This window comes from Flavobacterium anhuiense, assembly GCF_004151235.1.
Classification (GTDB): Bacteria; Bacteroidota; Bacteroidia; order Flavobacteriales; family Flavobacteriaceae; genus Flavobacterium; species Flavobacterium anhuiense_A.
The window spans coordinates 68,047-81,428 of record NZ_JUIV01000006.1 but is presented as its reverse complement, the minus strand read 5'-3'; the positions used below and the strand labels follow the sequence as shown (position 1 = coordinate 81,428).

General features: G+C 35.1%; 9 protein-coding genes. 2 read left to right on the top strand and 7 right to left on the bottom strand.

The window, feature by feature from the left end:
- Nucleotides 1-171 precede the first annotated feature (171 nt).
- The 6 genes from NU08_RS09885 to NU08_RS09860 all read right to left on the bottom strand — a co-directional run bounded on the left by NU08_RS09885 (nucleotide 172) and on the right by NU08_RS09860 (nucleotide 8,829).
- Nucleotides 172-1,194 carry an isoaspartyl peptidase/L-asparaginase family protein gene (locus tag NU08_RS09885; protein WP_129746970.1) on the bottom strand — a complete coding sequence of 341 codons (1,023 nt, stop codon included), beginning with the start codon at nucleotides 1,192-1,194 and terminating at the stop codon, nucleotides 172-174.
- 90 nt (nucleotides 1,195-1,284) lie between these two features.
- Nucleotides 1,285-2,403, bottom strand: coding sequence for a putative glycoside hydrolase (locus NU08_RS09880; protein WP_129746969.1), 1,119 nt, complete (start codon nucleotides 2,401-2,403; stop codon nucleotides 1,285-1,287).
- Nucleotides 2,378-3,445 (bottom strand): carbohydrate-binding family 9-like protein, encoded by a 1,068-nt coding sequence (locus tag NU08_RS09875; protein ID WP_129746968.1) that lies wholly within the window; start codon nucleotides 3,443-3,445, stop codon nucleotides 2,378-2,380. Before NU08_RS09875 ends, NU08_RS09880 begins: the two co-directional genes overlap by 26 nt.
- A gap of 7 nt (nucleotides 3,446-3,452) precedes the next feature.
- Nucleotides 3,453-4,418 (bottom strand): glycoside hydrolase family 130 protein, encoded by a 966-nt coding sequence (locus NU08_RS09870; RefSeq protein WP_129746967.1) that lies wholly within the window; start codon nucleotides 4,416-4,418, stop codon nucleotides 3,453-3,455.
- A 270-nt stretch (nucleotides 4,419-4,688) separates the two neighbouring features.
- A complete protein-coding gene (locus NU08_RS09865; RefSeq protein WP_129746966.1) occupies nucleotides 4,689-6,566 on the bottom strand; it encodes a sodium:solute symporter family protein in 1,878 nt (625 codons plus the stop codon).
- A 22-nt stretch (nucleotides 6,567-6,588) separates the two neighbouring features.
- Nucleotides 6,589-8,829 (bottom strand): GH92 family glycosyl hydrolase, encoded by a 2,241-nt coding sequence (locus NU08_RS09860; RefSeq protein ID WP_129746965.1) that lies wholly within the window; start codon nucleotides 8,827-8,829, stop codon nucleotides 6,589-6,591.
- A gap of 130 nt (nucleotides 8,830-8,959) precedes the next feature.
- On the opposite strand from NU08_RS09860, the gene NU08_RS09855 reads away from it, so the two are divergent.
- Together NU08_RS09855 and NU08_RS09850 are read left to right on the top strand one after the other, a co-directional pair.
- On the top strand, nucleotides 8,960-10,018 hold the full coding sequence (locus NU08_RS09855; protein ID WP_008467436.1) for a sensor histidine kinase: 1,059 nt from the start codon (nucleotides 8,960-8,962) through the stop codon (nucleotides 10,016-10,018).
- Between the two features lie 72 nt (nucleotides 10,019-10,090).
- The gene (locus NU08_RS09850; protein WP_008467437.1) at nucleotides 10,091-10,804 is read left to right on the top strand and encodes a LytR/AlgR family response regulator transcription factor; all 714 of its coding nucleotides are present in this window, start codon (nucleotides 10,091-10,093) and stop codon (nucleotides 10,802-10,804) included.
- A gap of 345 nt (nucleotides 10,805-11,149) precedes the next feature.
- Here the strand turns inward: NU08_RS09850 and nagB are convergent, their stop codons facing one another.
- On the bottom strand, nucleotides 11,150-13,063 hold the full coding sequence (nagB, locus tag NU08_RS09845) for a glucosamine-6-phosphate deaminase (protein WP_129746964.1): 1,914 nt from the start codon (nucleotides 13,061-13,063) through the stop codon (nucleotides 11,150-11,152).
- Between the last annotated feature and the right edge of the window lie 319 nt (nucleotides 13,064-13,382).

The following is a 13,382-nucleotide window of genomic DNA, read 5'->3' as shown; positions in this document are numbered from 1 at the left end:
TAACTTTTAGAGATTTAGGTTTTTACGTTTAGTTTGTCATTTCGACTGAAAGGAGAAATCTCCGTGAGTAGCTCCTCATAGTAACTCACTAATCTTTGTAGAGTTTCTTGTGGAGATTTCTCCTTCGTCGAAATGACAAATATTGCGTTTAATCTCTTCAATGGATTAAAATTATTTCTCCCAAGACATTTTAAATTTTGCGTCTTCCATTCTGTGGCCTTTTACATCATCAGAAACGGCAAAATTAAAACCAGATCTTAGACTGTAACCTGCATATTCACCGTTTTTGTTCAAAGCAATAAAACCAACTTGCAAGTATTCCATATCCTTGTGGTTTTTATGTTTGTTGTAAATACGTTCTGTAATTTCTTTACAAGCATCAAAAGGAGATTTTCCTTGACGCATTAATTCAACCACCATGGCGCTTCCAGCAGTTCTGATTACGGCTTCTCCTAAACCTGTTGCCGCAGCGGCTCCCACTTCGTTATCCAAGAAAAGACCCGCGCCGATTATTGGGGAGTCACCGACGCGTCCGTGCATTTTCCAAGCTGCTCCACTTGTGGTACAGCCGCCAGAAAGATTGCCCTCTTGGTCTAACATTAGCATGCTTATGGTATCGTGATTTTCTATATTAATAACTGGCTTGTATTTAGAATCTTCCAGCCATTTTTTCCAATCTCTTTCTGATTCCGGAGTTAATAAATTTTCCTCTTTAAAACCTTCAGACAAAGCAAACTGCAATGCACCTTGCCCTGCTAACATTACGTGAGGTGTATTTTGTAAAACTCTTTTTGCAACAGAAATTGGATGTTTGATTCCTTGAAGGAAACAAACCGAACCACAATTGCTATTGTGATCCATGATACAGGCGTCAAGAGTCACTTTTCCTTCGCGATCCGGATATCCGCCATAACCAACACTGCGTACATTTGGATCGGCTTCAGGTATTTTCATTCCGGCTTCGATTGCATCTAAAGCTGATTTTCCTTCTTTTAAATTTTTCCAAGATTCTTTATTAGCAGGCAAACCATGATTCCATGTCGAGATGATAATCGGTTTTGTCTGTTTTTTTTCTTTTGATTCTACTTCTGGCTCATTTTCATGATTGGCTGCAAATCCGCTTACGCCCAAAACAGAACTAATGGCTAATGTGCCCAAAGTGGTTTTCTTGATAAAATCTCTTCTATTTGACATGTCTTTTGGTTTAAATTCAACTTTCAAAAACAAAATATTCTTGATGTTGCTAAATTAATCAGTAATACTTTTTAATCCCACAAAAATCGACTACAAGGCCGATTTTACAGCTGCAATTGTTTTTAAATTACTATCTGATAAGGCGTTTCCGTCAAAAAACGAAACTCCGGTTGCACCGTTTTTCTTAGCTAGCAAAATCGCTTCTTTTAATTCAGCATCCGATTTTAATCCCGGAATGTAAATTCCTGTATTTACTTTCGTCTGCTTTCCCTCCAAATCGGCTACACCTTGTTTGGTTGCGTAACCCACCCAGTCAATTTCTTCATCGTAAAAACTATGATAAATCATTGGATATACTTCGTCAATATTCCATTTATCCCAACGTTGGCGCACCATATGATCTGCCATTTCTGGATAAGGAAATACTGCTGCTGTTAATTTTTTATTGTGTTTATGAGCGATTTGATACGCATCATCAACCACTGCTTTTACAGCATTTAATCTGAAGTTTTTCCACTCCATATCAATTGAAGTATTGTGGCTGTTTTTTGGATTTTTATGATGTTCTTTTTCGAATTTAGAAACACATGCATCACAATAACAGAAATCAAATTGTGGTAATTCTACATCTTGAACCAAGTTGTATTTTGGCAATAAACTGATTGGCAGAAAAATATCTGGGAAACGAATGTAATCTAAATGTACGCTTTCGATTCCTTCAACTTTTGCCAATCCTTCAACTAAACCTAAAACGTGGTTTCTAGATTCTTCTTTAGTTGGGCAAAGCCATTGGTAATAATCTACATATGGACGATTATCAAAACAAGATTTTCCTTCTTTGCTTACTTGATACCAATCTGGATGCTGCAAAGCAACTGAATCGTTTGGACGATTCATTGCCATAATCCAAGCATGTACTTTTAGTCCTTCTTTTTTTGCAAGTGGAACTAATCTTGCTAATAGTTTTGGGTCGGTTTGCGTGTTTATTAAAACTTCGTCAATACCGCCGTCTTTGTATTTTTTGAATTCTTTCGAATAATCTGCATCCGATTTTTTAGCGTCAACAGTTGTCCAAACTCCAAAAGTGAATTTACCGTTTTCTTGATCTTTATTTTCTTTTTGTCCGCAAGAGAATAAACTCAGCGAAAGCGCTAATACTAAAACTTTTGATAGTTTTTGCAACTTATTCGTTCGTAATAATTTTACCATCTTCTTTAATTATTAAGGTTTTGTTTGAAAAAGGACTCTTTACCAAGATATTAAATCCAGATGAATGATTTTCTAAAACTGGTTTTAAAACTTTTCCATCAACAACTATATTTTTTTTACTGATACTTTGCAGTGATTTTGCCCAAGATTTATTTTTATCGAAATATCTCTTTTGAGCGCGATACAATGTATACAGTTCCCATTTTACTTTTTCTTCCTGTGGAATTGTAAATTTATCATCGCTTTCTTTTGAAGAAAAATATACATAAGCCCATTTTTCGGGCTCATGCATATTTATCACTCCCATAGGCGACCAAACCCAATTGTATTCTGGGAGAAACTTTCCTTCTGAATCTTTTTTACGTTCATATTTTCCGTCAACAACTGAGTGCTGCCAATTCACTCTAGAAAAATTGACTTTCCAAAATTTATCTTTCGGAACAATATTATCGAAATAGGATGTTTTATAAACTGACCACGGAATGGCAATTTCTAATGTCCAGCCTTTATCTATGTCTGAAGCATTATTTAAAGTTCCATCAACTTTTACCGCCGATTTTAAATCATCGATATTCCAGTCGTTTAAAACCGTATTTTTTTCTCTGTAAGGTTTATTGATGAATAAATCCCAAGCCGTGTTTAACGCATTAATTTCTAATTCATAATAATTATGAGTATCATTATCTGGATCGATAAAAACTTCAAAATCATTATTGTAGAAAATAATAGTATCACGCTGTCTTAGATTTGCCCAAACGTGAGGCTCTTCTATTTTTGCCAGAATATAGTAGTAATTATCGTCCCAGAGCATTTTAACCTGAGTTTTATATTTTGGAGTTTCAACGCCTTCTATGTCGACAAAAGGTGTTGTCCAAGATGCTTTTTCCCAAGCTTTGTCTGCTTCATCGCCGTCAATAACAATTTCTTTTGATGTTTTATAGGCAATATAACTTTTCGGTGTAACCTCTTTTTCAGATTGCGCATAACTCATCAATCCAACAAAAAAAACGGCAAGGGACAATAATTTACTTCTACTATGCATCTTTATATTATAAACTATTATTTTTTGTAAACTCAATTACTTCACTCAATTTTCCGAAAGCGATAGCCACATGAGTATCTGCCGCACCGTAATAAACTGCTAATTTATCTTCTTCGATATCGTGTAAAGCAGCACATGGGAAAACTACGTTTGGCACATCTCCAACCATTTCATACGCTTCTGCAGGTCCTAAAAGATAAGGTTGCGTTCTGTATTTTACCTGATCTGGCGAATCAACATCTAAAAGTGCTGAACCCATTGCATAACGGAAACCGTTGCAAGTATTGATAACTCCGTGGTAAATCATTAACCAACCTTCGTCAGTTAAAATCGGAATTGGTCCTGCACCTACTTTTGTACACTGCCAAGCGCTTTGCTCAAATGGACTTGGTTTCATCACTAATCTGTGTTCTCCCCAATATTTCATATCCGGGCTATAGCTAATCCAAATGTCTCCAAATGGCGTATGTCCGTTATCACTTGGACGGCTTAACATAGCGTATTTTCCGTTGATTTTTTGTGGAAACAAAACTCCATTTCTGTTGAATGGCAAAAAGGCATTTTCGCATTGGAAAAATTCTTTAAAATCGAAAGTATAACCAATACCAATTGTTGGTCCGTTATAACCGTTACACCAAGTAATCCAGTAACGGTCTTCGATCCAAACTACACGTGGATCGTATTTATAAGCCGATTCGATCATTTCTGTGTTACCAGATTTCATCTCAATTGGTTCGTGATTGATGTCCCAATTTATTCCATCTTTACTGAAACCAGCAAAAATATTCATCTGAACCGCTTTATTATCACATCTGAAAACCCCAGCATATCCGTCTCCAAAAGGTACAACTGCACTATTGAATATACTGTTTGATGAAGGAATCGAATATCTGTCGATAATTGGATTCTCAGAATATCTCCACATTACATCTTTACTGTTTTCGGGTCTGTCTTGCCAAGGAATAGTACTCATTTTTGTTTTTTTTATTTATTAGTTTTTTGTTTTTTATTCTTTTGTTTGTGACTGTTGTTTTGAACTGTCACACACTGTTTTGTCATTTCGACGAAGGAGACCCGAGCGATAGCGAACAGGCGAAGCAAATCTTCGCAAGAAGCTCCATCTCGTAAGTTGCCAATCTTTGTAGAGTTACTCGTGGAGATTTCTCCTTCGTCGAAATGACAAACTTTGGAGAAATTCTCTACTCTAAAATCTTGCTTCTTTAATCTTGCCTCTATCAAGTCTTTACTCTTCAATCTTTCTAACTCTATCCAGCCAAGTAAATTTCAATACCGTAGTTGTAACCAAGAAAACCGCTAAAGCCACTAATGCTTTCGGATAATCTCTAATGATGAAATAAATTGGAAGCAGAATCATACTTGACTGCCAAACTATTCCGATAACACAATTCATCATATCTAAATAGAAATCATTATTTTTTTGGAAAGACTGATCTTCCGCTTTTAATTGTTTGTAAACCGGATTCCAGAATCCCCAAGGTCTTACATTACTGTAAAACGATTTTAAGACTTCCATGTCGGTTGGTTTGCTTAAGTAAGTTCCTAAAAGACAACCTAAAATTGACATTCCGAAAATTAATGGAAACAAGTAAATCGATGGAACTTGAGAAAGATCATGCAAGAATGTACCCGCTGCTAAATTTCCTTTGTTTTGATCTAAAATAAATTGAAGAGAAGCCGCAATTAATCCGCCGACCATTCCCCAGAAATAACCCCATCCGTTGAAACGCCACCAAATCCATTTTAAGAAGTTGGCCGCAACGTATCCTCCATATAAAGCACTTGTTATCCAAAGTGTTAAAGAGTTGATAGAATCTGCAAAGAACCCCATGAAAACTCCTAAACCAACCACTAAGAAAGAAGAAATCTGACTTACTTTGATATAATGTTTGTTTGACGCAACTGGTTTGAAGTATTTTTTATAAATATCATTTACGATATATGCTGGTCCTGCATTTACGAAAGCTGAGAATCCAGACATAAAGGCTGCTAATAATCCCGCTAAAAGAATTCCTTTAATACCAACTGGAATATAAAGATTGACCACTTTTGGCATCAACAATTCTAAATCTGCTCCAGTAAGATTAACGTTTGCATTTAATTCTGGTGCTAAATTCACTAAAGCGATAACCACAATTCCCGTAATCAATAAATATCTAGGAATAAACAAAATCAAATTCGTGAAACCGCTCATATAAGCCGCTTCTTTTACCGATTTTGTAGAAAGGACACGCTGTAGATCGTAACTTGGAGTTGGTCCAGCCACACTTGCAAAGAAGCCTTTAAAAAGCGTCATTCCGATGAAAGCGCCAAACATTTTATATCCTTCCGTATCAATTAATCTGTTGAATGTTTCGAATTTATCACTCCACTGTGTTTCAAATTCCCATCCGAAGAAAACATTCTTCCATTCTGGTGTAATAACCGAATTGATCTGAATATCAGTATAATTAATGAATGCATAACCAGCGATTAAAACTCCGGCAACAATCATAATTAAATATTGCACAACCTCTGTTGCTACAACAGAAAACATTCCGCCTTTAACCGTATAAATTGTAGTTAAGAAAATGATTAACAAAGCATAAGCCTGTTCTGATGTTAAGAAAACTGAACCATTAATATGAACTGTCAAATCCCAAGGAAGAATGATCGTTACAAATTTTCCTATTCCAACAAAGAAATAAGCGATAAAACCAATTGTAGAAATAATCGCAAAAATCGCCACAATAATATGGGATGCTTTTCCTGCCTGATCGCTTCCAAAACGAGTTAAAATCCACTCAGAACCCGTCATTACTTTTGATCGTCTAATCCAAATGGCAAGGAACATCATGACAAAAATCTGATTCCATATCGGCCAAAGCCACATAAACATGAAACTTTTTACACCATATAAAAACAAAACTCCAATCATCCAGGAAGTACCTGAAACATCAAACATTCCTGAGCCATTACTCAATCCTAAAAAATACCATTTGATTGATTTCCCGCCAAGGAAATAATCGTCAAGTCCTTTTGATGCTTTTCTTGAAATCCAGATTCCAATACCGACCGAGAGTACGATATAGATTAAAATGATTGATACGTCTATTATGTTCATTAAATTATTTATTTTGAATTAGTTAGTTTAGACCCCAGTTTTGGTTTGGCTGCGCTCCCATTACAAAATGAAGTACGCCGCCTTTTAACATTTCTTGATGAGAAATGGCTGTTTTATTAAATGCCTTTCCGTTTAAAGTAGCCGATTGGATATAGAAATTTTTGTCTGAAACATTTTCTGCTTCGATTACAAAAGTTTTTCCGTTTGGAAGATTTAAAGTTGATTTTTCAAAAATCGGACTTCCAATTTCATATTCTCCAGAAGCTGGATTCATTGGGTATAATCCCATTGAACTAAATACATACCAAGCCGACATTTGGCCGCAGTCTTCGTTTCCGCTTAGACCATTAGCTGTTGTATTATATTGAGTATCCAAAATATGACGTACCCAATATTGCGTTCGCCAAGGCTGTCCAGCGTGGTTAAACATATAAGCAATATGATGGCTTGGCTCATTTCCATGCGCATATTGTCCGATCAAACCAGAAATATCTGCCGAAACGTTGTTCCCTGTAATTTCAGAACTCTCCGTGAATAATTGTTCTAAACGTTTTGTGAAAGTGGCATTTCCTCCGTGAAGCTTAATAAAATCATCAACATTATGAGGGACAAACCAGCTGTGCTGCCAAGCATTTCCTTCAGTGTAATCGGTATGTTCTCTGTGATTGGAGTGTTTTGGGTCGAAAGGCTCATTCCAAGATTTTCCATCTTCCGATTTTCCTCTCATGAAACCAGATTTCGAATCAAATAAATATTCGTAAGCTTTAGCACGTTTAGAGAAAAACTCATAATCAGCTTGTTTTCCTAAAGCTTTCGCCATTTGAGCTACACACCAATCATCGTAAGCATATTCTAAAGTAATCGTAACTGATTCATCTAATAGATTATACGGAATATAACCGTATTTTTTGTAGAAATTCAATCCGCGTTCGTCTTGCATCATCGTTGCTTTCATCGCCTCAAAAGCTTTTTCAGCATCAAAACCTTTAATGCCTTTTAAATAAGCATCTGCAATAACTGGAATCGAATGATATCCTGTCATCGTATTAGTTTCATTAGCATATAAGGTCCAAACCGGAAGTATTTTTTTTGTTTCATAATACGCTAACATCGAGTTAATCAAATCTGAAACTTTCCTTGGTTCTAATATCGTCAACAATGGATTTTCTGCTCTAAATGTGTCCCAAAGTGATAATGTAGAATATGCTGTATAATCTTTCGCTGTAATAATTTTATCGTCTTCTCTTCTAAACTGACCGTTTTTATCGCTGTACGTTACAGGTGCAACTTGTGCATGATATAAAGCGGTGTAGAAAATAGTTTTCAAAGAATCAACTGGAGTTTCAACTGTAATTTTGCTTAAAGCTTTGTTCCAATCTGAAGCTGCATCCGATTTTGCTTTTTCAAAACTCTGTCCTTCAGCATCTAAATTGTCTTTTGCATTTTCAACACTGACAGAAGAAAGTGCCACTTTTACGCCTAATTCTTTAGAATTTTTAGAGTGGAAAAACAACTGTAAAGCGGTATTTTCGCCTTCAGCGTTTTGACCAGAAACTACTTTTTTATCAGCAGTGATAATAGATTCTGTAATAGGTTTCGAAAATTTGGCGACAAAAAACACCTTTTGATTTTTTGCCCAGCCTGTACTGTAGCGATAACCACTGATAGTATTGGCATCTTCAATTTTAATAGAAGTTTTTACCGCTTTATCCCAGTTAATGGCAAAACCTAAATCGACAACAACAGATTGTGTGTCGTTATTATTATAGGTATATTTATGGTATGCGGTTCTTTGCGTAGAAGTTAGTTCTACATTGATTTTAGGATCTTCAAGAAAAACCTGGTAATAACCCGGTACTGCTTTTTCGTGTACATGATTGTATTTTGATTTATACGGAAGGAAATCGCGTGAAGCGGCTTTGGCGGTTAAATCTAATTTTTTGTTTGTCGGCATAAATAAAATATCTGCCAAATCACCGATTCCTGTTCCGCTTAAGTGTAAATGACTAAATCCAGAAACTATTGAGTCAGAATAATGATAGCCTGAACACCAGTCCCAGCTAGAAATTCCATTATCTGGACTCACTTGCAGCATCCCAAACGGAACTGTCGCACCTGGATATGTGTGTCCGTGGCCCCCAGTACCTATAAAAGGATCTACATAATTTACTGCAAAACTTTTGTGATGCGTATTTTTATCTACATTTATTTTGCAACTTGCAGTAAAAATTACCGTTAAAGAAAGCAGAGTAATTTTCCTCATATCAAAACAATATTAATTTAACTTTAAATTTAGATAAATTCAATTTTTACCAAAATATTTTTAGACGGACGACATTTAAACAGCCCTAAACATCAAAAAATAGTAACAAACGACATTTTTTTCTACGATTATGATTTTCAACTCCAACAAACCTTATAGTTTACCTATACGCTATCATGTTTACTTTTGGCTGACGTATTTTGTGTTTAACACATTCCGATGGGGAAGTTATTTTAACGATTATGTTTATTCCTTAAAAACCACTTTGCTTGGATTTCCTATTCACATGGCATTGTGTTATTTGAATATTTTGGTTTTGATGCCTCATTTGGTTTACAAAAAAAAATACTTCCTATATATAGTAACTGTATTGTCGGCAATTTTTGTGATGGTCGTCCTAAAATTTAATCTAACATATTTACTGATCACACACGATGTCTGGCCTGAAGGTCCTCAAACCATAAACACGCTAACGCTCAATTATACTATCGATATGATGATGGGCGAATTGTATGTAATGACTTTTGTGACAGCAATTAAAATCACTTTGGATTTCTTGAAAGAACAAAGACGTGTAACCGATCTTGAGAAGTCACAGTTGGAAACCGAATTATTGTTTTTGAAGTCACAGATTTCTCCGCACTTTTTCTTCAATACCTTAAATAACATTTATTCTCTTTCGGTAGAAAAATCAAATAAAACGCCTAAAATAGTTTTAAAACTTTCTGAGCTAATGCGATATATGCTTTATGAAACAAAAGGCAAAAAGCAGACTTTGGAAAATGAGATTATGTGCATCCAGAATTATCTTGATTTGGAAAGAATTAGAAACGGAGAACGTTTAGAAGTTGATATGTCCATTTCGGGAGATATACATGACAAAGAAATCTCTCCCGTTTTACTTTTGACTTTCGTCGAAAATGCCTTCAAACATGGAGTAAACAAAAACACTGGCAATGTTCTCATTGATATCAGGTTTAAGGTAAAAGGTGATTTTTTATATTTCAGTGTTTCAAACCCAATGCCCGAATTTACCGTACATAAAGATAATTTTAACAAGGCAAGTGGCATAGGTATCGAAAACGTAAAAAAAAGACTTGAATTAGGATATAATAAAAATGACTATAAGCTTTCATTTAAAAATAAAAAGAATATTTTTGTCGTTAAACTAGTTATAAAAGTCACTTAAGCCTCAGCTTTTATCGGTTTAGAAAACTATACCTACAAAAAACCAAATATCGGCCTAAAATACTATTTAGAAATGAAAATAAAGTGTTTAATTATTGATGATGAGCCATTGGCAATAAACGTTATTAAAAATTATATTGAACAGATTGAGGATTTAGAATTAGTAAACACTTTCAGTAATTCTATTGAAGGATTAAATTTCTTAAAAAACAATACTATAGATGTAATTTTTCTGGACATAAATATGCCTGTTTTAGACGGTATTAATTTCATTAAAAGTCTAGAAAACCCTCCTTTGCTTATTATCACAAGTGCCTACGACCAATTTGCAATTGAAACTTACGAGCTTGATGTTTTGGACTATTTGGTTAAACCAATTGAATTTCCACGTTTGATGAAAGCGGTAAACAAAATCAACAAACGCCTTAACAATACCAGTAAAATTCCGCAAGAAAACAGCAAAGAGAATCCTTTTATTTTTGTGAAAATCGACAAGAAAAAAATGAAGAAGATTTTCTTGAACGAAATATTAGTTATCGAAAGCCTAAAAGATTACTTAAAAATAAGCACTACTTCAGGAAAGTTTATCATACACAGCACTTTATCTGATTTCACAAGTTTACTTCCCGAAAGAGATTTCATTAGAATACACAGATCATACACCATTGCCATTGATAAAATTGACGCTGTAGAAGGAAACAGTATCGAAATTGAAGGGTTAAGATATGTTATAGGAAGATCTTACATAGACGAAGTAAAACAAAAAATCCTAAACTCTTCTATCTAAAGGTTTAACCGCAAAGCACACAAAGATTTTACGCAAAGTTCGCAAAGTTTTTTTGCTCAATATAAAAGAAAAATAAAAAAGTTCGCAAAGCTTAACGATTAAGCTTTGCGAACTTTTTTATTCTCAAAATATATACGCTTGAATAAATATTCTTTGCGAACTTTGCGTATCCTTTGTGCACTTTGCGGTAAAAAAAACTTTGCGAACTTTGCGGTAAAAAAACTTTGCAGTAAAAAAATAAAAACGAAAATGCGGCCAACCACGACCGCATTTTCTCTCAATTATAGGTAACTAACCAAAATAAACCATGAAATAGTCTATTATCTTCATTGCTGCAAAAAGCACTTAGAAATGATAACGTTTAAACGCCTCAATAGCCGAATAATCTGCTAATCCTAAGCTGTGGTATTTTTCTGCAGTCAATCTGTTTCTGTCTTCAACTCGCACCCAAAACTCTCTGCTGTCATCACCTTGAAACATAACGCCGTCTTTTTGAGACTGGTGATAAAAAATAGCATGTCGTTTCTTTAAAACCTGATCAGGACTCATTGGTACTGCCATGTCAATTTGGTACGATTCCCATTCATGCCAAGCTCCTCTATAAAGCCAAACCCAGCAATCGTTCATAAAGTCTTTGTGTTTTAATCTTTTCAAAGCTTCAAACAAACTGTCTAGACACACTTTATGAGTTCCGTGCGGATCTACTAAATCTCCTGCGGCATAAATTTGATGCGGTTTTATTCTTTCTATAATATCAGACATAATATCGATATCTGCATCTGAAAGATTATTCTTTTTAACAGTTCCCGTTTCGTAAAATGGAAGATCTAAAAAGTGTACATTCGAATCTGGCAAACTTAAATAGCGAGTTGCTCCGAAAGATTCACTTCTTCTAATTAATCCTTTTAATTTTCTTACTTCTAATGAATCGATCTCATTTCCAGTTCTATTCTGAAGAAATTCGATTATTTTATCAGACATTCTAGAATCTGGATGCAATGCTTTCGAAATTTCAGCAAATTTCAACGCTTCTTCATTAGAAACGGCAATATTTCCAGAGGTTTGATATGCGACATGAACTTCATGTCCCTGCTCTATCAAACGGTCAAAAGTTCCTCCCATCGAAATCACATCGTCATCAGGATGCGGACTGAAAATGATTACTCTTTTCTTTTCTGGCACAGAACGTTCTGGTCTATACGTATCATCAGCATTTGGTTTCCCGCCTGGCCATCCCGTAATCGTTTGCTGCATTTTATTAAACATCTTAATGTTCAAATCGTATGCAGTTCCTTCTTCCGTTAAAAGACTTGACATCCCATTGTCGTTATAATCTTTATCAGTCAGTTTCAAAAACGGCTTTTTAGTCAACTCACTTAACCAAGCCACCGCTTTTAATTTTAATTCATCTGTCCAAACACAAGACTTTACTAGCCAAGGCGTTTTCACTCTTGTCAATTCAGATGAAGCTTCTGTATCTAGAACAAATGTTGTGTTGTGATGCTCTTGTAAATACGTAGCCGGTACTTGCGAAGAAATTTCTCCTTCGATTGTTTTTTTTATAATTCCTGCTTTACTAATTCCCCAACCCAGTAAAACAATTCGTTTTGCATTTCTTACGGTTCCAATTCCCATTGTAATGGCTTTTCTAGGAACATTATCTATTCCTAAAAAAGAAGCGGCCGCATCAACTCTTGTGATATGATCTAATGTAATGCTTCTGGTTCCTGAGTTTACGTGAGAACCAGGTTCATTAAACCCAATATGTCCCGTTCTTCCTATTCCTAAAAGCTGAAAATCTAATCCTCCGTAAGAAATAATTTTCATCTCATAATCAATACAATATTGCTGCAATTCCTCGGCACTCACCTGCCCGTCTGGAATATTGATGTTTTCTGGGTGAATATTGACATGATTAAATAGATGTTCATGCATAAAATGATAATAACTCTGAATATCATTTTTATCCATAGGATAATATTCGTCCAAATTGAAGGTCACGACACCAGCAAAACTAAGTCCTTCCTCTTTGTGCATTCTAACCAGTTCTTCATACACTTTGATAGGAGAAGATCCAGTAGCCAAACCTAAAACGCAAGGTTCGTTCAGCTCACTTTTTCTCTGAATTAAATTAGCGATTTCACGAGCAACCAATAAAGAAGCTTCCTGAGACGATTCGAAAATAACGTTATGAATTTTCTCAAAACGAGTCTCCTCAAATTTTCCTGCTTCTCTAAAACCTATATCTTCTTTAATCATGCTCGCGCTTGCTGTTTTAATTAACACAAGATAAAAGTAGAATTAAATTATCCGCTCGTAGTAAAAATTCGACTAATAGCGGCTGCCGTTCGTCAGAAAACAAAATAGGAATGAAATAATACGCGGATAGAACAGATTCGCTTTGCGAAAACACGGATAATTGCAGATTTATTATAGTCACTTCTGCAAGCGAATTATATTTTAATATTCCGTAGGTATATCTCGTAGGTAGAAAAAAAATATTGCATTAAATTGTGTTCCGTAGGAACACCTAATTCATAGAAATGGAACCCTATTTTATAAATCGAACGTTCCTACG

Bases quoted from the DNA above. Each gene is read 5' to 3' on its own strand.
- NU08_RS09875 (WP_129746968.1), bottom strand. From the start codon at position 3,445: ATGCATAGTAGAAGTAAATTATTGTCCCTTGCCGTTTTTTTTGTTGGA.
- NU08_RS09885 (WP_129746970.1), bottom strand. From the start codon at position 1,194: ATGTCAAATAGAAGAGATTTTATCAAGAAAACCACTTTGGGCACATTA.
- NU08_RS09855 (WP_008467436.1), top strand. From the start codon at position 8,960: ATGATTTTCAACTCCAACAAACCTTATAGTTTACCTATACGCTATCAT.
- NU08_RS09850 (WP_008467437.1), top strand. From the start codon at position 10,091: ATGAAAATAAAGTGTTTAATTATTGATGATGAGCCATTGGCAATAAAC.
- NU08_RS09860 (WP_129746965.1), bottom strand. From the start codon at position 8,829: ATGAGGAAAATTACTCTGCTTTCTTTAACGGTAATTTTTACTGCAAGT.
- nagB (WP_129746964.1), bottom strand. From the start codon at position 13,063: ATGATTAAAGAAGATATAGGTTTTAGAGAAGCAGGAAAATTTGAGGAG.
- NU08_RS09880 (WP_129746969.1), bottom strand. From the start codon at position 2,403: ATGGTAAAATTATTACGAACGAATAAGTTGCAAAAACTATCAAAAGTT.
- NU08_RS09865 (WP_129746966.1), bottom strand. From the start codon at position 6,566: ATGAACATAATAGACGTATCAATCATTTTAATCTATATCGTACTCTCG.
- NU08_RS09870 (WP_129746967.1), bottom strand. From the start codon at position 4,418: ATGAGTACTATTCCTTGGCAAGACAGACCCGAAAACAGTAAAGATGTA.